The sequence below is a fragment of the Paenibacillus sp. GbtcB18 genome, assembly GCF_019091125.1.
GTDB lineage: Bacteria > Bacillota > Bacilli > Paenibacillales > NBRC-103111 > Paenibacillus_F > Paenibacillus_F chitinolyticus.
Map to the genome: position 1 here is coordinate 1 of NZ_JAGXJX010000875.1, position 235 is coordinate 235.

At 46.0% G+C, this 235-nt stretch carries 1 pseudogene; it reads right to left on the reverse strand.

Annotated features, from left to right (window positions below):
• Positions 1 to 191, reverse strand: a pseudogene (locus tag KVT34_RS31185) (MFS transporter); the annotation flags it as partial.
• Positions 192 to 235 lie beyond the last annotated feature (44 nt).

Here is a 235-nt window from a genome sequence, read left to right on the forward strand (position 1 = left end):
GCTATGGCCGTCATCCCGACCAACTGTCCAACCATCGTCTGATCGTAGCCCAGAGCGCGGACGTACAAATTGTACGCGAGCCCGAACATGCCGAGACCCGTATTCCACACGAAAATAAACAAGAAAAAAAGACGAATGTTCCGGCTGTATTGAAGCAGTTGGGTTTTCCATACGTTGAGAAAGTTCATCATGTTCCTAACATAACTCATTTCGCAAGTAAGCGGTATATTTTTTC